General features: G+C 71.7%; 17 protein-coding genes. 8 read left to right on the forward strand and 9 right to left on the reverse strand.

The genetic code is table 11. The features are described 5' to 3' along the window. Positions 1-242 precede the first annotated feature (242 nt). From Scani_RS04270 to Scani_RS04290, 5 genes are all read right to left on the reverse strand, one after another. Positions 243-1496: a styrene monooxygenase/indole monooxygenase family protein gene (locus Scani_RS04270; RefSeq protein ID WP_159470166.1), complete on the reverse strand. Its 1254-nt coding sequence runs from the start codon at positions 1494-1496 to the stop codon at positions 243-245. Between the two features lie 96 nt (positions 1497-1592). After that, on the reverse strand, positions 1593-2210 hold the full coding sequence (locus Scani_RS04275) for a GTP-binding protein (RefSeq protein WP_159470168.1): 618 nt from the start codon (positions 2208-2210) through the stop codon (positions 1593-1595). A 37-nt stretch (positions 2211-2247) separates the two neighbouring features. Continuing rightward, a complete protein-coding gene (locus Scani_RS04280; RefSeq protein WP_086720132.1) occupies positions 2248-2649 on the reverse strand; it encodes a DUF742 domain-containing protein in 402 nt (133 codons plus the stop codon). 73 nt (positions 2650-2722) lie between these two features. Continuing rightward, positions 2723-3217 carry a roadblock/LC7 domain-containing protein gene (locus tag Scani_RS04285; protein WP_159470170.1) on the reverse strand — a complete coding sequence of 165 codons (495 nt, stop codon included), beginning with the start codon at positions 3215-3217 and terminating at the stop codon, positions 2723-2725. Next, complete coding sequence (locus Scani_RS04290) at positions 3214-6219, reverse strand: nitrate- and nitrite sensing domain-containing protein (protein ID WP_159470172.1); 3006 nt, start codon at positions 6217-6219, stop codon at positions 3214-3216. Before Scani_RS04290 ends, Scani_RS04285 begins: the two co-directional genes overlap by 4 nt. Before the next feature lie 620 nt (positions 6220-6839). Between Scani_RS04290 and Scani_RS04295 the strand changes: the two genes are divergently transcribed. Then, a complete protein-coding gene (locus tag Scani_RS04295; RefSeq protein WP_159470174.1) occupies positions 6840-7685 on the forward strand; it encodes a hypothetical protein in 846 nt (281 codons plus the stop codon). A gap of 190 nt (positions 7686-7875) precedes the next feature. Here the strand turns inward: Scani_RS04295 and Scani_RS04300 are convergent, their stop codons facing one another. Then, positions 7876-8379, reverse strand: coding sequence for a MarR family winged helix-turn-helix transcriptional regulator (locus Scani_RS04300; RefSeq protein ID WP_159470176.1), 504 nt, complete (start codon positions 8377-8379; stop codon positions 7876-7878). Between the two features lie 278 nt (positions 8380-8657). On the opposite strand from Scani_RS04300, the gene Scani_RS04305 reads away from it, so the two are divergent. Next, positions 8658-9518, forward strand: a complete 861-nt coding sequence (locus Scani_RS04305) for a lysozyme (RefSeq protein ID WP_159470178.1) — start codon at positions 8658-8660, stop codon at positions 9516-9518. A gap of 104 nt (positions 9519-9622) precedes the next feature. On the opposite strand, the gene lon is transcribed toward Scani_RS04305, so the two are convergent. Together lon and Scani_RS04315 are read right to left on the reverse strand one after the other, a co-directional pair. Then, entirely contained in the window at positions 9623-12031 is a 2409-nt protein-coding gene (gene lon, locus Scani_RS04310) for an endopeptidase La (protein ID WP_159470180.1), read from the reverse strand. 82 nt (positions 12032-12113) lie between these two features. Next, on the reverse strand, positions 12114-12965 hold the full coding sequence (locus Scani_RS04315) for a pentapeptide repeat-containing protein (RefSeq protein WP_159470182.1): 852 nt from the start codon (positions 12963-12965) through the stop codon (positions 12114-12116). A gap of 171 nt (positions 12966-13136) precedes the next feature. Between Scani_RS04315 and Scani_RS04320 the strand changes: the two genes are divergently transcribed. Both Scani_RS04320 and Scani_RS04325 read left to right on the forward strand, forming a co-directional pair. Continuing rightward, positions 13137-13640, forward strand: a complete 504-nt coding sequence (locus Scani_RS04320) for a YfbM family protein (protein ID WP_246295488.1) — start codon at positions 13137-13139, stop codon at positions 13638-13640. Between the two features lie 85 nt (positions 13641-13725). After that, on the forward strand, positions 13726-14307 hold the full coding sequence (locus Scani_RS04325) for a hypothetical protein (protein WP_159470184.1): 582 nt from the start codon (positions 13726-13728) through the stop codon (positions 14305-14307). Here the strand turns inward: Scani_RS04325 and Scani_RS04330 are convergent. Further along, the gene (locus Scani_RS04330; protein WP_159470185.1) at positions 14301-15167 is read right to left on the reverse strand and encodes a rhomboid-like protein; all 867 of its coding nucleotides are present in this window, start codon (positions 15165-15167) and stop codon (positions 14301-14303) included. The genes Scani_RS04325 and Scani_RS04330 overlap by 7 nt on opposite strands. 243 nt (positions 15168-15410) lie before the next feature. On the opposite strand from Scani_RS04330, the gene Scani_RS04335 reads away from it, so the two are divergent. The 4 genes from Scani_RS04335 (at position 15411) to Scani_RS04350 (ending at position 22180) form a co-directional block, all read left to right on the forward strand. After that, complete coding sequence (locus Scani_RS04335) at positions 15411-16175, forward strand: spermidine synthase family protein (RefSeq protein ID WP_159470187.1); 765 nt, start codon at positions 15411-15413, stop codon at positions 16173-16175. A gap of 72 nt (positions 16176-16247) precedes the next feature. Next, positions 16248-16985 carry a response regulator transcription factor gene (locus Scani_RS04340; RefSeq protein WP_159470189.1) on the forward strand — a complete coding sequence of 246 codons (738 nt, stop codon included), beginning with the start codon at positions 16248-16250 and terminating at the stop codon, positions 16983-16985. Then, on the forward strand, positions 16982-18109 hold the full coding sequence (locus tag Scani_RS04345; protein WP_159470191.1) for a HAMP domain-containing sensor histidine kinase: 1128 nt from the start codon (positions 16982-16984) through the stop codon (positions 18107-18109). Before Scani_RS04340 ends, Scani_RS04345 begins: the two co-directional genes overlap by 4 nt. 237 nt (positions 18110-18346) lie before the next feature. Continuing rightward, positions 18347-22180 (forward strand): multifunctional oxoglutarate decarboxylase/oxoglutarate dehydrogenase thiamine pyrophosphate-binding subunit/dihydrolipoyllysine-residue succinyltransferase subunit, encoded by a 3834-nt coding sequence (locus tag Scani_RS04350; protein WP_159470193.1) that lies wholly within the window; start codon positions 18347-18349, stop codon positions 22178-22180. Positions 22181-22256: the final 76 nt, after the last annotated feature.

The following is a 22256-nucleotide window of genomic DNA, read 5'->3' on the forward strand; positions in this document are numbered from 1 at the left end:
CCCGCCGCCGGCGGAACCCCGCCCCCACGCGAGGTGACGTGCCGGAGGCGGTGGGGGTGCGGGACGTAAAGCGAAGCAGTCCCGCACCCCCACCGCCGGAGGCCCGTCACCGCCACCACGACGCAAACACACGCCGCGGCGGCAGCCCGCAAAGACACACCCTCCCCACCGAAGGTGGGGAGGGACTCGCACGGCGGTGCCACCCGGACACGTGGGGCGACAGCCACCGCCGCAGGCGGTTTTCAGCCCGTCAGCGACGCCAGGTACGCATTCGCCTTGTCCGGGTCGTAGAAGAAGTTCTCGAAGTCGGACGGGTCGTTGAACCCGTTGGCGAAGCGGTCGGCGACGGGCTGGAGCTGGCCGGCCGCGCCGATGATGTTGAGGACGTGCTCCGGCGGCGGGCCCAGCATCGCGTTCGTCCACTTGGTGACGTGCTGGGCGGTGTTCCAGTAGCGGTCGAAGGCGGTCTGCATCCACTCCCCGTCGAAGGGCCGGTCACCGCGCTCGACGATGGAGGCCAGGTAGGAGGCGGCGCACTTGGAGGCCGAGTTGGAGCCCTGGCCGGTGATCGGGTCGTTGGCGACCACGACGTCCGCGACACCGAGCACCAGACCACCGGAGGGCAGCCGGCCGATGGGGTTGCGCACGGTGGGGGCGTAGCGTCCGGCCAGCGTGCCGTTGGCGTCGGTCAGCTCGACCTTGGTGGCGCGGGCGTACTCCCAGGGCAGGAACTTCTCCATCAGCTCCAGCGTCAGGGCGAGGTGCTCGTTGGGGTCCTTGACGCCCTGGAAGGCGTCCAGCGGACCGCCGGGGATGCCCTCCCAGAAGAGGATGTCGGCGCGGCCGGAGGTGGTGAGCGTCGGCATGACGAACAGCTCGCCGACGCCGGGCACCAGGTTGCAGCGCACCGCTTCGAACTCGGGGTGCTCGGGGCGCGGGCCCATGCCCTGGACGTAGGCGACGGCGAGCGCGCGCTGCGGAGCGTCGTACGGGGAGCGGGAGTCGTCCCGGCCGAACATGGACACCAGCTCGCCCTTGCCGGCCGAGACCATCGTCAGGTCGTAGCGGCTCGCGAAGAAGTCCAGGTCGGAGACGGCCGCGCCGTGGATGACGAGCTGGCCGCCGCGCTGCGCGAAGGTCTCCATCCAGCCGGCCATCTTCACCCGCTGGTCGACGGACTGGGCGTAGCCGTCCAGCTTGCCGACCCAGTCGATGGCGCGCTGCGAGCCCTCGGGCGACTCGTGGCTGCCGGGGGCGGCGACGGAGACGCCGAGGCCCTCGATGCGCGGGGCCTGGCTCTCCCAGAAGTTGATCTGGAGGTCGCGCTCGTTCTGCAGCGCGGTGTCGAACATGCACTGCGTCGACATGACCCGGCCGGCGCGGATCTCGTCGGCGGTGCGGTTGGACATGAGGGTGACCTCATAGCCCTGGGACTGGAGGCCGAGGGCGAGCTGGAGACCGGACTGGCCGGCTCCGACGATGAGTATTTTCCGCATGGCGGCACTCTTCTCTGCTACTGCTGGTGTTCGGGGAGGGGAAGTGGGGGGTGAGGGTGGCCCGCACGGGGCCCGGTGGCCCCCTGCGGGGGCCGGTTACTCGGGCGTGGTCTCCAGGGCGTGGCCGACCAGCGCGAGCAGCGACTCGATCACCGTGACCCGCTTCCGCGCGTCCATGATCACAACAGGCACGTGCGCCGGCACGGTCAACGCGTCGCGCACATGCTCGACGGCGAAGGCCTCGGTCCCCTCGAAGTGGTTGACCGCGACGACGTACGGCAGTCCGCAGCTCTCGAAGTAGTCCAGTGCCGGGAAGCAGTCCTCCAGACGCCGGGTGTCGGCCATCACGATCGCACCGATCGCGCCGCGCACCAGGTCGTCCCACATGAACCAGAAGCGCTGCTGTCCGGGCGTGCCGAACAGGTACAGCACCAGCTCCTGGTCGAGGGTGATCCGCCCGAAGTCCATCGCGACCGTGGTCGTGGTCTTCTCCGGGGTGGCGGTCAGATCGTCCGTCTCCGCGCTGGCCTGGGTCATCACCGCCTCGGTCTGGAGCGGGGTGATCTCCGAGACCGATTTGACGAACGTGGTCTTTCCGACGCCGAAACCGCCCGCCACCACGATCTTGGTGGCGATCGGTGCCCGCGAACGGTCCGTCTGCCAGCTCTGCAGCCCCGCGTCGGCGGCCGTGGCCACCGGGTCGGACGGGCTCACGGAACCGGGGGTCGCCGTCGGCCCGGCCGATATCGTGTCAGAGCCTGTGAAGTCCACTCAGCACCCTTTCGAGCAGCGCGCGGTCGGGCCGGCCGGAGCCGTGCCCGGTGCCGTAGACGCGAATCTTTCCCTGGTCGGCGAGGTCGCTGAGCAGTACACGGACCACGCCCAGCGGCATCTTGAGGAGTGCGGAGATCTCCGCGACCGAGCGCATCCGGCGGCACAGCTCGACGATGGCGCGCATCTCCGGCATCACCCGGTCGCCCCAGCCGCCGGATGTCAGCTCGCGGCGCTCCTCGGGCGCCTCCAGCGCGGCCACGAAGGTCTCGACGAGCAGGACATGGCCGAATCGCGTCCGGCCGCCGGTGAGCGAGTACGGCCGCACGCGCGAGGGTTTCCGCTCCCCGCCGCGTACCGGGAGTTTGCGACTGCTGCTCATGCCGAAACCTCGCTTCGTCCGCCCTCGCACTCGCTCGGGGCGCACCTCTCCATGGTCCGCTCACTACGTTCGCTCACTGGGCGTTCTCCATCGACTTACGCAATTCGGTGCGGAGTTCGGGGGTGAGGACATGACCGGCCCGGCCGACGAACAGCGCCATGTGGTAGGCGATGACGCTCATATCGCAATCCGGGGTGGCATGCACCCCGAGCAGCGAGCCGTCACTGATCGACATGACGAACAGGCTGCCCTCGTCCATCGTGATCATCGTCTGCTTGACCGCTCCGCCGTCCATCAGCTTCGCGGCACCCTGGGTGAGGCTGCCCAGCCCGGACACGATGGTGGCCAGGTCCGCGCTGGATCCGCGCGGGCCGTCATCGCCGCCAGGCCGGGCCGCTTCCTCCGCCCGGCCGGGGTCGGACGACAGCAGGAGCAGGCCGTCGGAGGAGACCACCGCGACCGAGTGGATTCCTGGTACCTCTTCGACCAGGTTGGTCAGCAGCCAATGCAGATTCCTTGCCTGACTGCTCAGACCTTGTCCGTAAGCAGTGGGCGCTTGCGCCTTCAATCGCGTGCCTCCTCGACAACGTGGCTCTCTCCCGGGGCCCCCGCTCCGTCGGTGTCCGTCTGTGGGATGGTCAGCTCCGCTGTACGTTCTGCGATCTCGGCTTCGACCTCTCGCCGGCCGTCTCGCGCCCCCGCCTGAAATCCGCCGAGCCGGCGCCGCAGCGCCTCGGCGTTGGCCGCACCGCTCTTGCGCGGCGCGGTCGGCGCCTGGTTCTGCGCCACGACCTTCGGGGTGCGCTTGGGCAGCCCCATGGAGGTCGTCCGTCGCTCCCCCGCGGGCGGGGCGGCGGCGGTCTGTGGGTCGGCCGGTGCTTCGGCCGGGGACACGTCGGCGGGTGCCGCGGCCGTGTCCGTGGGGGTGGCGTCCGTCCCGGGGCGCGCCTGCGGGTCCGGACCGTTGGCGTACGGGTCGGACGAGGGCGCACCGGCTCCGGAGGGCTCGCTGCCGGGAGCGGCGGGCGCCGGGTCGGCGGCCGAGGTGCCGCCGTCCTCGGGCCGGAGGTTCCGGCCGGCGCCGCTGGTGGTGGCGGCGTAGGGGCCGGGCGACTGCGGGCCGTAGGGGCTCGGTTCGGACCCCGCGTACGTGGTGGGGCCGGCCGGCGGGGCGTTGGCGGGTGCCGGTGCGCCGGGCGCCGGTTCGGCCGGGACGCCGAGTCCGGCCGCGTCGATCGCGCGCTCCGCGGCGGCGACGAACGGGTCGGCGGAAGCGGGGTCCGCGTCGGGGGTGCCGTCGTGGCCGGCTGCCGGTGCGGGCTCCTGGCCGTCGGGCCGGCCGGCGGGCGCGGGGGTGTCCTGGGCCGGGCCCTGGCCGGTCTCCTGCGCCGGGAACGCGGTGGCGGCCGCGGGGCCGGCCACCGCTGCCGGGTCGTGCCGCGCCACCCGGGTCGGGAGCGCGTTGGAGTTCGCCTCGGCGACCGAGCCGGGCAGGCCCGGGGTGTGGGCCACGTCCCGGGGCGCACTCGCCGGGGAGGACGACGGGGCCGGGCGGGTGGGCAGGATCGAGCCGGGCAGCACGATGACGGCGGTGACGCCGCCCTGCTTCGCGTCCCGCAGCTGCACCCGGACACCGTGCCGGGCGGCCAGCCGTACGACCACGTACAGGCCCAGGCCCAGCGCCTCGTCGACGGTCTCGGAGGACGAGGCGGCCTCGACGTCCGTCAGCCGCTCGTTGAGCTCGGCCATCCGCTCCGAGGTCATCCCTATGCCCTCGTCCTGGACGGAGAGCATGACCTCGCCGCTCTCCAGCAGGTAGCCGGAGAGCTCGACATGGGCGTCCGGCGGGGAGAACGCGGTGGCGTTCTCCAGGAGTTCGGCGACCAGGTGGCTGATGTCGTCCGCGGCGAACCCGGCGACCTGGGAGTGCGGCGGCAGCGACTGGATGCGCACCCGCTCGTAGCGCTCGATCTCGCTGATCGCGGCGCGCATCACATCCAGCAGCGGCACCGGCCCCTGGTGGTTGTTGCTGTACTGCTCCGCGCCCGCCAGGACGAGGAGGTTCTCGCTGTTGCGGCGCATCCGCGCGGCGAAGTGGTCCAGCTTGAAGAGCGTTTCCAGCCGTTCCGGGTCCTGCTCGCTCTCCTCCAGCGACTCGATGACGCCGAGCTGGCGCTCCACGAGGCCGAGGGTGCGCAGCGAGAGGTTGACGAACCGGCCGTGCACACCGGCGTGCAGAGCCGCCAGCCGCTCGGTGAGATCGGCGATCTCCTCCCTGAGGGTCTCGCCCTGCTCCTGGAGCACCTCGCGCTCGGCGACCAGCCGCTGCCGGCCGCCGATCAGCCGCTTGCGCTCGCCCTCCAGTTCGGAGGTGCGCCGCGCCAGCTCGCCGACCTGGGCGTGCAGCGCGTTGACGGACTGCACGGAGGTGGCGAATTCGTCGTTGCGGCCCTTGTAGGCGATGGGCTCCTCGTGCGCGGGGTCGGCGGCCAGCCGCTTGGCACCGATCCGCAGCGCGGCGAGCGGCTGGGTCATGGAGCGGGCGGCCCAGATGCCGGCGCCGACGGCCAGCAGCAGGCACAGCCCTTCCAGGCCGATGCGGATCTCCAGCTCCGTGACGTCGTCGTCGCGCAGCACGCCGAGGCGCTGGATGTCGGCGGTGGCCATGGCGGACTCGACACCGCGCATCAGGCCGATACGGCTGGTGAGCGTCTCCTGGACGCGCCGGCGGTTGAGCCGCAGATCGGTGGCGTCCAGCCGGGGCTGGTCGGTGAGCCGGGCCAGATAGCGCTCGGCGGTGTTGACGTCGGCGCCGTTGACGGTGCGGACGTAACGGTCCCGGGCGCCCTGGCTCGCGGTCTGCTGGAAGTCGCCCAGCGCGCCCTGTTCCCGGACGTGCGCGACCTGGGCGAGGGTCGCCAGCCGCGGCTGGCGGCCACCCGTCTGGAGCCCGGCGAGCAGCAGGGCCCGGGTGCCGGCGGCCTGTTCGGCGGCACGACCGAGGGCGGGCAGCGCACGGGTGTCGGAGTCGGCGGAGTCGGCACGGGCCGGCAGCCCGCGGGCGATGTCGTCGCTGATCGCACCGAGCGCCTGGATCGCCTGGGTATAGGCGCTGTAGACCTGCTCGGCCGATGCGCCCGCGGACAGCGCCTTTTGGCGGGTTTGCGGCAGCGCGGCCAGGAGCTTGGCGGCGGTCTTGTACACGGCGGTGTCACCGGAGGCGCCCTGGGCCTCGGAGCGCAGCTCGCCGATCTGCCGGTCCACGCGGGCACGCTGGGCCCGGGAGGCCGAGGTGTCGTCCGCCCGCGCGGCGTTGGCGCCGTTGACCGCGGAGTTGCCCAGGCCCGCGGCCGTACGGCTGCCGTGTCCCGTGGCGACGTATGCGGTCATACCGTCACGTTCGTCGGCGAGGGAGTGGGCCAGCGCGATGGCATGCGCATTGAGTTGGGCGAGATCGACCAGTTCCTGGCTGTTGGTGGCGTTGTCGGCCGTGGTCATCAACCCGGGGGCGCCGGCGCCGAGGACGGCTGCGGCCACGACGGCCACCGCCCCGACGAGCCGGTTGCGCACCCGCGCGGGACGCCGTCCCGCGCCGCTCCCGCCACCGTCCGTCGTGCCCGGACCCTTACCAGGACCCGAGCCCGTGCCCGGTCCCGAGACCGAACCGGCCGGTGATCCCGGCTCCCTTGCGCCGCCTCGAAGCCGCATCTTCCGCACCGCTGCTCGCATTCCTGTCTCGCCTGTCCACGCCATATGGCGTCGCGGACCCGGCTCGCTCACCGCTCACGGGGGCGGACCTGCGCGAAGTCCGCAGCAGCACACACTTCCGCGAGGGGAAACAGCCCGGCTCTGCGCGTCGCGACGAATGTCCTGGTCCCGCCCCTTGACCGGGCAACGACCCTTCCACCGGCACCGCGCAGTGGCTCGGCAACACATGCCCGGCCACCTGAACGAGTGAACATCAATCGGAGTTTGACCATCAACTTCCGTGCGCCACCGTTTTCGGCCGCACCCTCGCGCAACCCGGGAACGGGTTTGGAGATGCGTCCCGCTCCTGGAAGGATGCGCGCCCGCACGCCGCCGGGACCCCGGTCCTTACCTCCGGTACGCCCCGCCCCCGCCGCACTCCGGCACCGCCGCGCGCGCCCGTCGGCAGGGGCGGAATCAAGACCTCCGGCAGACTTGCGGCCATGCGCATCGAACTCGCCACCGAGCCGGGCGACGCCCAACACCCAAACGAGGACTACGCATCGGTAGCCCTGCCGGCCTCCGGCCAGGGCGGAGCGCTCGTCCTGCTGGACGGCGTGACGCCGCCGGAAGAGGACTACGGCTGCCGCCACACGGTGCCGTGGTTCACCGCGCGGCTCGGCGGCGCAATGCTCGAACTGTCTGTTTCACACCGGGATATGACACTCCCTGAGGTTCTCTCCGCCGCCATCTCCCGGACGGCCGATATCCATCGGGACACCTGTGACCTTTCTCACCCCCGCACTCCACAGGCAACCGTCGTCGCCGCGCGGTGGTCCGGGGTCGCCGTCGAGTACCTCGTCCTGTCCGATTCGGTGCTGCTCCTGGAGCGGGCGGACGGCTCGGTGCATCCGGTGCTCGACCGGCGGCTGGACGAACTGCCGCCCGCGGTCCAAGACCGGCGCGCCGCCGTACGGGCGCTGCCCCGCGGCTCGGCGGAACGGGCCGCGGCGGGCCGGAAGTACGCCCGTGCGGTCGAGGCGCTGCGCAACGCGGAGGGCGGCTTCTTCACCGCGGCCGCCGATCCGGCGGTGGCCGCCCGTGCGGTGTCCGGCACCGCTGCGCGCGAGGGGCTGCGCTCGCTGACCGCGCTCAGCGACGGCGCGGGCCGCTGGACGGAGGTCTTCCACGAGGGCACCTGGGCCGACTGCGTGGCCCTGGTGAGCGAGCGGGGCCCCCAGGCGCTGATCGACCGGGTCCGGGCGGCGGAGGCGGCGGACCCGGAGGGCGCGGCGTATCCGCGCGGCAAGGCGCGGGACGACGCGGCGGTGATTTTTGTGGCGCCGTGATTTTTGTGGCGCCGTGACAATCACCGGCGCGCGGCGAATTTCTCCCGGCGCGAGGCAACTGCACCGCGGCGGCGCGGGTCCGGGGGTGCGGTGACGCGGGTCCGGGGGCGGTGCGGCGCAGGTCGATGGCGGTGCGGCACAGACCCGGGGACGGTGCGGCACGGCAGACCCCACGCGCCCCCGGCACCTCCTACACCTCGTCCCCCTCCTGCTCCGCGTTCAGCCGGTGCAGCAGCCGGGCGAGTTCGGCGACCTCGGTGCGGTCCCAGGAGGCGAGGCGGCGGGCGTACTGGGCGCGGCGGCCGGTACGGACGCGGGTGAAGCGGTCGCGGCCCTCCTCGGTCAGGCGCACCAGGACCGCCCGGCCGTCGGCCGGGTCCGGCTCGCGGGCGACGAGTCCGAGCTTCTCCAGGGCGTGCAACTGGCGGCTCATCGTGGCCTTGCCGACGCCGAAGAAGGCGGCGAGGCCGGTGGCCCGCTGGGTGCCGGCGTCGGCCAGCCGGACAAGGAGGCCGTACGCGGAGGGCTCCAGGTCGGGATGTACCTCTCGCGCCAGTTCGCCCGACGAGGCACGGGCCCGGCGGAGAAAGACCGCCAATTCGCGTTCCAGGGCCAGAAATACGTGGTCCACACCAATTGGTCCGCCGTCCGCCGTCGTTCCGTCGGCTCCGGTGTCGTGCACGTCAGCGCCCATTCCCGCTTTCCCTCACCTGAAAGTTTCCGCCATCGGCGGCCGAAGCCGCAGCTCGGCCAGTATTTCGCAGGATTAGACCAACGGCAGCCCACCGCCCCTCTTCTGCCCCCTCGTTCTACGCGCGTATCGTCATTTCTGGCATGGCCATACCAAAAGGCCCGGGGCGTCCGCGGTTCCGTCGCGCGTCCCGCACGCCGCACCGCCGCGTCCCGCACGCCTGCGCCACGCCGTCAGCTCCTCCCCCCTCAGGTCATCCACCGAGATCTTCGGAGGCACGTATGTCCGTGCTCAGATCCGGCTCCCCCCACCGACCCGCACGGTCCCTCGCGACCGTGGCCGGGGTCCTTCTCGCCGTCCTCGCCCTCCTCCTCGGACTGCCGGGCACCGCCGGCGCCACGGCCGGCCGGCACGCACCCGAGCCCAGCCACCCCGGTCAGGACTGGGCCGGTTCCCAGATCGCCCGGCACGAGGGCAGCGCGGCCGGCATCGCCCCGCCCGCGTCGTCGCTCGCGGCGTCCGTCGAGGGTGTGGACGTCAGCAGCCACAACGGCAGCGTCGCCTGGTCGACGCTCTGGAACAGTGGCGTCCGCTTCGCCTACGTGAAGGCGACGGAGTCCACCAGCTACACCAATCCGTCCTTCGCCCAGCAGTACAACGGCTCCTACAACATCGGGATGATCCGGGGCGCGTACCACTTCGCCACACCCGACACCTCCAGCGGTGCCGCCCAGGCCACCTACTTCGTCAACCACGGCGGCGGCTGGTCCAGGGACGGCAGGACGCTGCCCGGCGCGCTCGACATGGAGTACAACCCCTACGGCGCCACCTGTTACGGACTGAGCGCGGCCGGCCTGGTCAACTGGATGAAGGACTGGTTCGCCACCTACAAGGCGCGGACCGGCCGGGACGCCGTCATCTACACCTCCACCAGCTGGTGGAGGCAGTGCACCGGCAACTCCACCGCCTTCGGCGCCGTCAACCCGCTGTGGGTCCCGCGCTACGGCTCCTCGGCCGGCGAACTCCCGGCCGGCTGGGGCTTCCACACCATCTGGCAGTACACCTCGACCGGTCCCACGGTCGGTGACCACAACCGCTTCAACGGCGCGATGGACCGCCTCCGGGCCCTCGCCAACGGCTGACGGGCGACATCCCGGCTCACCGCCGGTCCGAAGAACGCCCCCCGTGCACCAGCGCGGCGGCCGGCCCGGCCCCTTGCGGGGAGCCGGACCGGCCGCCGTTTTTCTCACGCCGCGACCGGCACCTCCGGAGCGGCCCCGTTCGAGGCCGGGGTCAGTGCCAGCTCCAGCACCTGGCGGACGTCCGCGACGGGGTGGACCTCCAGCGCTTCGAGGATCTCGGCCGGCACCTCGTCCAGGTCGGGTTCATTGCGCTTGGGGATGACCACGGTGGTGATCCCGGCGCGGTGCGCCGCCAGCAGCTTCTGCTTGACGCCGCCGATCGGCAGCACCCGCCCGGTCAGCGAGACCTCACCGGTCATCGCCACATCCGGCCGGACCTGCCGGCCCGACAGCAGCGAGGCCAGCGCCGTCGTCATCGTCACGCCCGCGCTCGGCCCGTCCTTGGGGACGGCGCCCGCCGGTACGTGCAGATGCACTCCGCGCTCCTTCAGGTCGGCGACCGGGAGCTCCAGTTCCGCGCCGTGCGAGCGCAGGAACGACAGCGCGATGTGCGCGGACTCCTTCATCACGTCGCCGAGCTGGCCGGTCAGCTGGAGTCCGGACGCCCCGGTCTCCGGATCGGCGAGCGAGGCCTCCACATAGAGCACATCGCCACCGGCACCGGTGACCGCGAGGCCGGTGACCACACCGGGCACCGCGGTGCGCCGCTCGGCCGGGTCCTGTGCCGACTCGGGGGTGTGGTGCGGCCGCCCGATCAGCGGGCGCAGCTGGTCCGTGCCCACCGTGAACGGCAGCTCCTGCTGCCCCAGTTCGTGCTGTGCGGCGACCTTGCGCAGCAGCCTGGCGACCGCGCGCTCCAGATTCCGTACGCCCGCCTCGCGGGTGTACTCGCCCGCCAGCTTGCGCAGCGCGTCCTCCTGAAGGGTCACCTCGCCGCTCTCCAGACCGGCCCGCTCCAACTGGCGCGGCAGCAGGTGGTCCCGGGCGATGACGACCTTCTCGTCCTCGGTATAGCCGTCCAGCCGCACCAGCTCCATCCGGTCGAGCAGCGGCTCGGGGATGGCTTCCAGGACGTTGGCGGTGGCCAGGAAGACCACGTCGCTGAGGTCGAGTTCGACCTCCAGGTAGTGGTCGCGGAAGGTGTGGTTCTGCGCCGGGTCCAGGACCTCCAGGAGGGCGGCGGCGGGGTCGCCGCGGAAGTCGGAGCCCACCTTGTCGATCTCGTCGAGCAGCACCACCGGGTTCATCGACCCGGCTTCCTTGATGGCCCGTACGATCCGGCCCGGCAGCGCGCCGACATACGTCCGGCGGTGCCCGCGGATCTCCGCCTCGTCCCGGACGCCGCCGAGCGCGACCCGGACGAACTTACGGCCCATGGCCCGTGCGACGGACTCGCCGAGCGAGGTCTTGCCGACACCGGGCGGCCCGACCAGCGCCAGCACGGCCCCGCCGCGACGGCCTCCGATGAGGCCGAGCCCCCGCTCCGCCCGCCGCTTGCGGACGGCCAGGTATTCGGTGATCCGCTCCTTGACGTCCTCCAGGCCGGAGTGGTCGGCGTCGAGGATCTCCTTGGCGCCGGCGATGTCGTAGGCGTCCTCGGTGCGGTCGTGCCACGGCAGTTCCAGGACGGTGTCCAGCCAGGTGCGGATCCAGGAGCCCTCGGGGCTCTGGTCGCTGGACCGCTCCAGCTTGTCGACCTCCTTGAGGGCGGCCTTGCGGACGTCCTCGGGCAGGTCGGCGGCCTCGACCCGGGCGCGGTAGTCGTCGCCCTCGTCCTCCGGGTCGCCGTTGATCTCGGCGAGTTCCTTGCGGACCGCCTCCAGCTGCCGCCGCAGCAGGAACTCCCGCTGCTGCTTGTCGACGCCCTCCTGGACGTCCTTGGCGATGGATTCGGCGACGTCCTGCTCGGCGAGGTGCTCGCGCAGCGTCTCGGTGGCGAACTTCAGCCGCGCAACCGGGTCGGCGGTCTCCAGCAGCCGGACCTTCTGTTCGGTGGTCAGGAACGGCGAGTAGCCGGAGTTGTCGGCCAGCGTCGGGACGTCCTCGATCTGCTGGACGCGGTCGACGACCTGCCAGGCGCCGCGCTTGCGCAGCCAGCTGGTGGCCAGTGCCTTGTACTCCGTGACGAATTCGGCCACCGCGCCGGGCAGGGGGTCGGGGACCGTCTCCTCGACGGTCGTGCCCTCCACCCAGAGCGCGGCACCGGGCCCGGTCGTGCCGGAGCCGATCCGCACCCGGCCCAGGCCCCGGATCAGCGCCCCAGGATCGCCGTCGGACAGCCGCCCGACCTGCTCGATCCGCCCGAGCGTGCCGATCCCGGCGTACGTCCCGTCGATGCGGGGCACAAGCAGCACCCGCGGCTTGTTGCCCGAGGTGGCGGCGGCCTGCGCGGCCTCCACCGCGGCCCGTACGTCCGCGTCGGACAGGTCCAGGGGCACCACCATGCCGGGGAGCACGACCTCGTCATCGAGGGGCAGCACGGGCAGAGTGAGCGGTGTGGACGTCGAAGCCATGATCTCCCCTTCGGCAAACAAGTTGAGCTTTACTCACTCAATGCAGCCGGGGCGGGAGATGTTCCCCCACCTGCGTTCGCTGTCAGCGATCACCTGCGGGCCGCCAGTGGGCGGGGCGGGACAAGGTCTCCGGCAGCTTGGCCGCCGCGTCGCCCCGGGCCGCGTTGAGCTGTGCCTGGGTGAGGAAGAGGGCACCGGTGAGGTCGGCGCCGGACAGGTCCGCGTCCCGCAGGTCGGCGCCGATCAGGTCCGCCGAGCGCAGATCGGCGCCCTTCAGATCGGCGGCGATGAGATACGCCCCGCGGAGGTTGGCGCCCCGGAGATCGGCCCCCTTGAGGCGGGCCCCCATGAGGTCGGCCCCGCGCCGCTCCTTCTTACGGCCGGGGACCGCGGCCCGTACGAGTTCGCTGGTGCGCAGCAGCAGGGCGTTGACCTCGCCCCGGTGGGCCGGCACCTCGAGCGCGGTGAGCTCCTGGGCGCTGCCACGGGTGAGAGCCTCGGTCTTCTCCAGCGCCGCCCGCAGGTCGGCATGGACGGGTCGCGCGGCCGGCAGGGTCAGCGCCTCGGCCAGGTACCAGAGGAGTTCGTGCAGCTGCCGCATGACGGGGAAGACGTCGAACATCTGCCGGGCGGTCCCCGGCGCCCGCCGCCAGTCCTGGCCGCCGAAGGTGACCTGGGAGACCTTCTGCCCGGCGCCGAAGCAGTCGAAGACGGTGCAGCCGGAGAAGCCGCGCGGGCGGAGGTCGGCGTGGATGCCGCAGCGGAAGTCCGTCTGCAGGTTCGGGCAGGGCCGGCCGGCGTCCTTGTCGATCGCGAAGTCCGCCGAGGCCGCGAACGGCAGCGCGACACAGCAGAGCCCGAAGCAGCTGCCGCAGTCGGACCGCAGGCCGAGGTCGGCGGTGTCCGGAATCGATGGCTCGTGGTCTGGGGACAAGGTGCGTCTACTCCTGCGGCCGGCGAGCGCCTGCGAGCCCGCGCTCGGAAGGGGCCGCCATTCTCCCAGGCGGCCGGGGCGCGCCGCGCCTGGCCGGATCCTTTCGCCGCACGAGGGCAACGGCCCTTTCGGCACCCGGCGTTGTCAGTGGTCGCGCCTAGCCTCGGGACCATGAGCATGATCGGAGAGTACGCACGCGTCACACCCGCCGAACTCCACCGCGCCCTCGGCGATCCGGAGTGGGCGCTGGCGCTGGTCGGCGGGCGGATGGAGGCGGAGGCGGAGCAGTGCCCCCGGCCCGAGCTGGCGCGCTGCCTGGACATCGACAAGGCCTGGGACGCCCTCGGATTCCTGCTGCGCCGGGCGGCCTTCCCGGTGGACATCGTCCACGGCGAGGAGGCCGTCCCGGATGCCGACGACTGGGGCTACGGCCCGCCCCGCTACCTCACCCCCGAGCGGGTGCGGGCCGCCGCCGGGGCGCTGGCCGGGATATCCGGTGAGCGTCTGACGGCCGGGGTCGGTCCGGAGGACCTCGCCGAGGCGGCGGTGTACCCGGCGATCGTCTGGGAGCGGGGCGCGTCCCTGGACTTCGTGAGCGAGCACTACGAGCTGCTGCGGCCGTTCTTCCGTGCGGCGGCGGACGAGGGGGACGGCATGCTCATGTGGCTCGGATAGCCGTGCGGCCGATGGCCGGACGTGCCGCACAGGCCGCCTTGCAAAAGGCGACCTCACACGGCGTCATGACTGCTACCTTCAGCGCATGTTGCAGCGGATGTCCGGAGTCTTCATCGGTGCCTTCTTCGGGACCGTCTTCGTGGTCGCCAACGCGCACGACCCGCTGAACCCCTCCATCGGTATCGCCCTGCGGGTGCTCGCAGTGCTCACCTTCGCCGGGCTGCTGGCGCTCGCCCTGCGGGCCGGGCGTCTGGGACGGCCCGTGGTGGAGGACGCCGAGGCCGCCCGCGCGGACTGGTTCCGGGGGAAGTTCGCCTTCGTCGTGGGGGCCGAGGCGGTGCTGCTGATCGGCGGCAATCTCGCGCTGCGGGCGGCGGGCGCTCCCCAGGAGACCGCCGTGGCCTGGATCGCGCTGATCGTCGGTCTGCACTTCATCGCACTGATGGCGGTCTGGAAGCGGCGCAGCATCGCCGTCCCCGGCATCGCGCTGACCGTACTCGGTCTGACCGGGCTGGGCATGGCGGCGACCTCGGCCGTGGCCTGGGTGCCGTTCGTCAGCGGGGTGTTGTCCGGCGTGGCGCTGCTGGGCGGCTGCGCCTACGCCGTCACCCATACCTACCGCTCGGCCGTCCGTCCCGTGAGCCCGCGGCTCCCGGACGCTCAGTAGGTCCGCACGCCGCGCAGCGACGGATGGCCCAGGTCGCCCAGGAGCGGTGCGGGCCGGGCGAGCAGGGTGCGCCAGTGGCGGAGCAGCGGCCAGCTCGCGACGCCCAGGGCGAGCGAGAGCAGATGGCCCCAGTCGGTCATCGGGTCGGCGTAGGCGAGCAGATCGGTCACGGCCACGTAGCCGACACCGGCCAGCACCGGCCAGCGCAACCAGGCCGGCAGCAGGCCCGCGAGGGCGCCGATGCTGGTCATCACGCCGAAGCTGATGCCGTAGTCGAGCCGGTGCAGCGAACTCTCCGGCAGCTTGCCCGCGGCGACCGAGAAGGCGACGGGCAGTTCGGTGGCGAGGGTGGCCAGCACATGGCCGCCGAAGAACACGGCGGCCGTGCGCACTCCGCCGATCCGCCGCTCCAGCGCCGTCAGGACGAAGAGGAAGCCGACGGCGTACGCGGAGGTCATACCGCCCGCGATCCACAGCGCGCTGGCGACCAGCACCAGCAGTGGGGCCTGCGCCAGATGGACGACGTCCGTACTGGAGCCCTGGAGCAGATCGGAGACCAGCGCCGGGTCGGCGTACTCGGCGAAGAGCGAGGTGGCCACGAGGAGGAGGGCGTAGCCGAAGGTGAAGGGGGTGCCGAGGGGCGTGGGCAGCAGCCGTCCGGGCCGTCGTCGCAGGGGCGCCGGTCCCGCGGCGGCCGCCGGCTCCTGCGCGACGACCTGCCGGGGCGCGCGTTGCCGGGGGATGCCCGGCAGCAGGCCCGGCGGGACGGCCGGTGCGGTGTCCGCGCCGTTGTCCGGCCCCGGTATGACGGACGGCGCGCGATCGGCCCGTGCCCTCGCGGCGGTTCCCAGCCAGCTCACTTGTCCGAGGTCCCTTCCGTTCATGGCACATCCGGTCAGCCACGCCCGTGTCCCTCGGCCGTGATTCCTCTGCCCTGCCGTACGTTCCGGACCAGCCTGCACGCTCAACCCATGAGGAAGCTGTGTGAGTGACATCCCTCACACAGAGCAACCCATGCCGACGACGCCACGTCCGCGTCACCGGCGGCGCAACCCTGTCCAAAGCGGTGGACCGGTGCGGCCCGTATTGGCCACCATGGCGCCATGGCTCCCGTTACTCCGACGCAGGCAACGACCGGCCTCCCCGAGGCCCCGCGCACGATCGACCGACGCGAGGGCCCGTACGGCGAAGTGGTGCTGCGGCAGCGGGGCGGACCCCCCGCAGACCCCGGAATTGACGGCTCCGGCGCCCCCGCGGCGCCCGTGGTCTACGAGATCATCGCCAACGGCTGCTTCCTGATGGACACCTCCGACGGCCGGTCCGAGCGGCTGCTGGTCGACGCCGCGCTCGCCGCCCTGCCGGCCGGCCGCACCCGGCCCTCCGTACTGATCGGCGGCCTCGGCGTCGGGTTCTCCCTGGCCCGCGCGGCCGGTCAGCCGCGCTGGGGCCGGATCGTGGTCGTCGAGCGCGAGGAAGCGGTCATCGACTGGCACCGTACGGGTCCGCTGTCCGCGGTCTCGGCGGAGGCGCTGGCCGATCCGCGCACCGAGATCCTGCCCGCCGACCTGGTCGCCCACGTGCGAACGGAAACGGGCCAAGGCACCTACGACGCCCTGTGTTTGGACATCGACAACGGCCCCGACTGGACGGTCACCGAGGACAACAACAGCCTCTACTCCCCCGCCGGACTCGCCGCCTGCCACGACCGTCTGACCCCCGGCGGAGTGCTCGCCGTCTGGTCCGCGCAGCCCTCGCCGGCGTTCGAGGAAGCCTTGCGAAATGCCGGTTTCAACGGGGTACATACGGAAGAGATCCCCGTTGTCCGAGGCGTCCCTGACGTGGTCCATCTTGCGCGGAAGGGCGCGTAGCCGACAGTCACACCATGCCCGTACGCTGCTGCCCAGCAATACGCGACCACGCAGGGGATGCAGGGGCGGGCGATGGACCAGACTCAGACAACGCAGGGCGGCGCCGCCGCCACGCCGGGCGCCCAGCGCCGGGTACTGGTCGTGGAGGACGACCCGACGATCGTGGAGGCCATCGCGGCCCGGCTGCGCGCCGAGGGCTTCCAGGTGCAGACGGCCACCGACGGACCGGCCGCGGTCGAGACCGCGGAGGCCTGGCAGCCGGATCTGCTGGTCCTCGACGTGATGCTGCCGGGCTTCGACGGCCTGGAGGTGTGCCGGCGGGTCCAGGCCCAGCGGCCGGTGCCCGTGATGATGCTCACCGCGCGGGACGACGAGACCGACATGCTCGTCGGCCTCGGCGTCGGCGCCGACGACTACATGACCAAGCCGTTCTCGATGCGGGAGCTGGCCGCCCGGGTGCACGTCCTGCTGCGCCGGGTCGAGCGCGCCGCGCTGGCCGCGCACACCCCGCGCAGCGGCATCCTGCGGCTGGGTGAGCTGGAGATCGACCACGCCCAGCGCCGGGTGCGGGTGCGCGGCTCGGACGTCCATCTGACGCCCACCGAGTTCGATCTGCTGGTCTGCCTGGCGAACACCCCGCGCGCGGTGCTCTCCCGTGAGCAGCTGCTGGCCGAGGTGTGGGACTGGGCGGACGCCTCCGGGACCCGTACGGTCGACAGCCACATCAAGGCGCTGCGCCGCAAGATCGGTGCCGAGCGCATCCGTACGGTCCACGGTGTCGGCTACGCCCTGGAGACCCCGGCCGCATGACGCGGCGGTGGTGGCGGACGCCCGTGCGCGAGCTGGGGCAGCGGGTCTGGGAGGGCCTGCGCCCGCTCGACCCGTACCGCTCGGTGAAGGCCGCGCTCGGCGCGCTGGTCAGCGTCTCGGTGATCATCACCACGCTGCTGGTCTTCGTCGCGATGCACTCGGCGACCGAGCTGCGGGTGATCACGATCTTCTCGATCATCGCCTCGCTGCTGATCACCCAGTTCGTGGCCAACAGCCTCACCGCTCCGCTCGACGAGATGACGGATGTCACCCGGTCGATGGCGCACGGCAACTACAGCCGCCGGGTCCGTTCGGAGCGCCGCGACGAGTTCGGCGACCTGGCGAACGCCTTCAACCGGATGGCGGCCGACCTGGAGGCGGTGGACACCCACCGCAAGGAGCTGGTGGCCAATGTCTCCCACGAGCTGCGCACCCCGATCGCCGCGCTCCGCGCCGTCCTGGAGAACGTGGTCGACGGGGTCAGCGAGCCGGACCCGGAGACGATGCGGACAGCGCTGAAGCAGACCGAGCGGCTGGGCCGCCTGGTCGAGCACCTGCTGGACCTGTCCCGGCTGGACAACGGGGTGGTGCCGCTGCACGCCCGGCGCTTCGAGGTCTGGCCGTACCTGTCCGGGGTGCTCAAGGAGGCCAATATGAGCCGGGGCGCCTCCACCCTCGCCGGCGTGGCCGGCTCCGGCACCCACACCCGTACGGACGTCCATCTCCACCTCGACGTCTCGCCGCCGGAGCTGACCGCGCACGCGGACGCCGAGCGGCTGCACCAGGTCGTGGCCAATCTCATCGACAACGCGATCAAGCACAGCCCCCGGCACGGCCGGGTCACGGTGCACGCGCGGCGCGGCGAGGGCCCCGAGAGCCTGGAGCTGGACGTGCAGGACGAGGGGCCCGGCATTCCCGAGTCGGAGCGCTACCGGGTCTTCGAGCGGTTCAACCGCGGCGGCCCCGCCCCCTCGGGCCCCGGCTCGGACGGGGGTACGGGCCTCGGCCTGGCCATCGCGCGCTGGGCGGTGGATCTGCACGGCGGACGCATCGGCGTGGCCGAATCCCCACGTGGTTGCCGGATCCGGGTCACTCTTCCGGGGCTGGAGTCAGCTCGAAGCTGACGGCCGCTGACGTAGGGTCGGTGGTGGGAGCACTCCTGCGGGGGTCCCACGGCGATGAGCCCTACCCGAACGCAGGCAAACCTCGTGTGTTTCCCGCCAAGTCCTGCCCCGAAACCCCTCCGGGAATGTGACGTACGCGACGAGTACCCCTCCCAGCCTGCATCAAGGGTCACAACAGGCGTAGCCTTTATTCCCGCTGTCCACCACCTTAGGAAGCGGAAGAGGGCGGTTGCCGCCGTGTCGCTACAGTCCCCCAACAGCTCGAGCATCTCGACCGACCAAGAGGGGCAGGGAAAGAACCCTGCTGCTGCGTTCGGTCCCAATGAGTGGCTCGTCGACGAGATCTACCAGCAGTACCTCCAGGACCCGAACTCGGTAGACCGAGCCTGGTGGGACTTCTTCGCCGACTACAAGCCGGGCGGCGCCACCGCGCCGGGCCAGCCGGCCGAGGGCTCTGCCCCCGCCCCGGCCGCTCCGGCGCAGTCGTCCCCGGCGGCGCCCGCCGCAGCCGAGCCGAAGCCGTCCTCCGGTGCAAGCACCGGCTCCACTGGAGCGGCCGGCACCGCGCTGCCCTCTGAGCCGGTCACCCCGGCGAAGCCTGCCGCGAGCGCACCGGCCCCGGCCAAGGCCGCTCCGGCGAAGGCCGCCCCGGCCAAGCCGGCCGCGAAGGCCGCCGTGCCGAAGGCCGACGGCGAGGTCACGGCGGGTCCCGAGTTCGTCACGCTGCGCGGCCCGTCGGCCGCCGTTGCGAAGAACATGAACGCCTCCCTGGAGCTGCCGACGGCCACGTCCGTCCGCGCGATCCCGGTGAAGCTGCTCTTCGACAACCGCATCGTGATCAACAACCACCTCAAGCGCGCCCGGGGCGGGAAGGTCTCCTTCACCCACCTCATCGGGTACGCGATGGTGCAGGCCCTCAAGGCCATGCCGTCGATGAACTACTCCTTCGCGCTGAAGGACGGCAAGCCGACGCTGGTCAAGCCCGAGCACGTCAACCTCGGTCTGGCCATCGACCTGGTGAAGCCGAACGGTGAGCGCCAGCTCGTCGTCGCCGCCATCAAGAAGGCCGAGACGCTGACCTTCTTCGAGTTCTGGCAGGCCTACGAGGACATCGTCCGCCGGGCCCGCGACAACAAGCTGACGATGGACGACTTCACCGGGGTCACCGCGTCGCTGACGAACCCGGGCGGCATCGGCACGGTCCACTCCGTGCCGCGCCTGATGCCCGGCCAGTCCATGATCATGGGCGTCGGCTCGATGGACTACCCCGCGGAGTTCCAGGGCACCTCCCAGGACGCCCTGAACAAGCTCGGTGTCTCCAAGGTCATGACGCTGACCAGCACCTATGACCACCGCGTGATCCAGGGCGCCGCCTCCGGCGAGTTCCTGCGGATCATGAACCAGCTGCTGCTGGGCGAGAAGGACTTCTTCGACGACATCTTCAAGTCGCTGCGGATCCCCTACGAGCCGGTCCGCTGGCTGCGGGACATCGACGCCTCGCACGACGATGACGTCACCAAGGCCGCGCGGGTCTTCGAGCTGATCCACTCCTACCGGGTCCGCGGCCACGTCATGGCCGACACCGACCCGCTGGAGTACCACCAGCGCAAGCACCCCGACCTCGACATCACCGAGCACGGCCTCACCCTGTGGGACCTGGAGCGCGAGTTCGCGGTCGGCGGCTTCTCCGGCAAGTCCATGATGAAGCTGCGCGACATCCTGGGCGTCCTGCGGGACTCGTACTGCCGCACCACCGGCATCGAGTTCATGCACATCCAGGACCCCAAGCAGCGCCAGTGGATCCAGGACCGGGTCGAGCGCTCGCACAAGTCGCCCGAGCGCGAGGAGCAGCTGCGCATCCTGCGCCGGCTGAACTCCGCCGAGGCGTTCGAGACGTTCCTGCAGACGAAGTACGTCGGCCAGAAGCGCTTCTCGCTGGAGGGCGGCGAGTCCGTCATCCCGCTGCTGGACGCGGTCATCGACGCCGCGGCCGAGTCGCGCCTGGACGAGGCCGTCATCGGCATGGCCCACCGCGGCCGCCTGAACGTGCTCGCCAACATCGTCGGCAAGTCGTACGCGCAGATCTTCCGCGAGTTCGAGGGCAACCTCGACCCGAAGTCGATGCACGGCTCCGGCGACGTGAAGTACCACCTGGGCGCCGAGGGCATCTTCACCGGCCTCGACGGCGAGCAGATCAAGGTCTCGCTGGCCGCGAACCCCTCCCACCTGGAGGCCGTCGACCCGATCGTCGAGGGCATCGCGCGCGCCAAGCAGGACATCATCAACAAGGGCGGCACGGACTTCACGGTCCTGCCGATCCAGCTGCACGGTGACGCGGCGTTCGCCGGCCAGGGCGTGGTCGCGGAGACGCTGAACATGTCCCAGCTGCGCGGCTACCGCACCGGCGGCACGGTGCACGTCGTCATCAACAACCAGGTCGGCTTCACCGCCGCCCCGGAGTCGTCGCGTTCGTCCATGTACGCCACCGACGTGGCCCGCATGATCGAGGCGCCGATCTTCCACGTGAACGGTGACGACCCCGAGGCCGTCGTCCGCGTTGCCCGTCTGGCCTTCGAGTTCCGCCAGGCGTTCAACAAGGACGTCGTCATCGACCTCATCTGCTACCGCCGCCGTGGTCACAACGAGTCGGACAACCCGGCCTTCACCCAGCCGCTGATGTACGACCTGATCGACAAGAAGCGCTCGGTGCGCAAGCTCTACACCGAGTCCCTCATCGGTCGCGGCGACATCACGCTGGAAGAGGCCGAGCAGGCACTGCAGGACTTCCAGGGCCAGCTGGAGAAGGTCTTCACCGAGGTCCGCGACGCCACGACGGCCCCGGCCGCCCCCGAGGTGCCGCAGCCCAAGGCCGAGTTCCCGGTCTACGTGGACACCGCGATCTCCCAGGAGGTCGTCAAGCGGATCGCCGAGTCGCAGGTCAACATCCCCGAGCGGGTCACCGTCCACCCGCGTCTGCTGCCCCAGCTGCAGCGCCGCGCGGCCCAGGTCGAGGACAACACCATCGACTGGGGCATGGGCGAGACCCTCGCCGTCGGTTCGCTGCTGATGGAGGGCACCCCGGTCCGGCTCGCCGGCCAGGACTCCCGCCGCGGCACCTTCGGCCAGCGCCACGCGGTGCTGATCGACCGCGCGACCGGCGACGACTACACGCCGCTGCTCTACCTCTCCGAGGACCAGGCCCGCTTCAACGTCTACGACTCGCTGCTGAGCGAGTACGCGGCGATGGGCTTCGAGTACGGCTACTCCCTGGCCCGCCCGGAGGCGCTGGTCATGTGGGAGGCGCAGTTCGGTGACTTCGTCAACGGCGCCCAGACGGTCGTCGACGAGTTCATCTCCTCGGCGGAGCAGAAGTGGGGCCAGACGTCCGGCGTCACCCTGCTGCTGCCGCACGGCTACGAGGGCCAGGGCCCGGACCACTCCTCGGCCCGGATCGAGCGCTTCCTGCAGCTGTGCGCGCAGAACAACATGACGGTCGCCGCGCCGACCCTGCCGTCGAACTACTTCCACCTGCTGCGCTGGCAGGTCCACAACCCGCACCACAAGCCGCTGGTCGTCTTCACCCCGAAGTCGATGCTGCGTCTGAAGGCCGCGGCGTCGAAGACGGAAGAGTTCACGACGGGCGGCTTCCGCCCCGTCATCGGCGACTCCACGGTCAAGGCCGAGGATGTCCGCAAGGTCATCTTCTGCTCCGGCAAGGTCTACTACGACCTGGAGGCCGAGCGCGAGAAGCGCGGCGCGAACGACACCGCGATCGTCCGCATCGAGCGTCTCTACCCGCTTCCCGGCAAGGAGCTCCAGGCGGAGATCGCCAAGTTCCCGAACGCCGAGAAGTACCTGTGGACCCAGGAAGAGCCGGCGAACCAGGGTGCGTGGCCGTTCCTCGGCCTCAACCTGATCGACCACCTCGACCTGGCCGTCGGCGCCGATGTCCCGCACGGCGAGCGCCTGCGCCGCATCTCGCGGCCGCACTCCTCGTCGCCGGCCGTCGGCTCCGCCAAGCGCCACCAGGCAGAGCAGGCACAGCTGGTCGCGGAGGCCTTCGACGCCTGAGGCGTCCGGCCGCCGGGGTGACCGGTGGAAGCGCGGAAGGGCCCGTCCCCGGTGGGGGCGGGCCCTTCCGCATGCC

The sequence above is a fragment of the Streptomyces caniferus genome, from assembly GCF_009811555.1.
GTDB classification, from domain to species: domain Bacteria; phylum Actinomycetota; class Actinomycetes; order Streptomycetales; family Streptomycetaceae; genus Streptomyces; species Streptomyces caniferus.